1 protein-coding gene is annotated in these 268 nt (G+C 47.0%); it reads left to right on the forward strand.

Going from position 1 to position 268, the window contains the following annotated elements; translation table 11 throughout:
• Nucleotides 1-45: 45 nt before the first annotated feature.
• A partial coding sequence (locus SB773_RS32170; protein ID WP_410594417.1) for a (d)CMP kinase occupies nucleotides 46-268 on the forward strand: 223 nt, incomplete at its 3' end.

The raw sequence follows: 268 nt of genomic DNA on the forward strand, positions 1-268 counted from the left end.
GTTTTATTCCCATTCAGAACTACTGTACATAGCAGGTGAGAAGTAATGAACATTGCAATTGATGGACCAGCGGGAGCAGGGAAGAGCACTGTTGCCCAAAAAGTAGCCGGACAGCTGGAATACGTATACATTGATACGGGTTCTATGTATCGGGCATTAGCTTGGGCGGTTCACCATTATCAATTTTCCATCGAAGCATACGTCAGTGTCAACGAATTGGCAGTTGGAGTCCCCACTGACATAGAAACCGCTCCTGGAGCATTACCGG

Source organism: Bacillus sp. SIMBA_074 (assembly GCF_046534555.1).
GTDB lineage: Bacteria > Bacillota > Bacilli > Bacillales > Bacillaceae_G > Bacillus_A > Bacillus_A mycoides.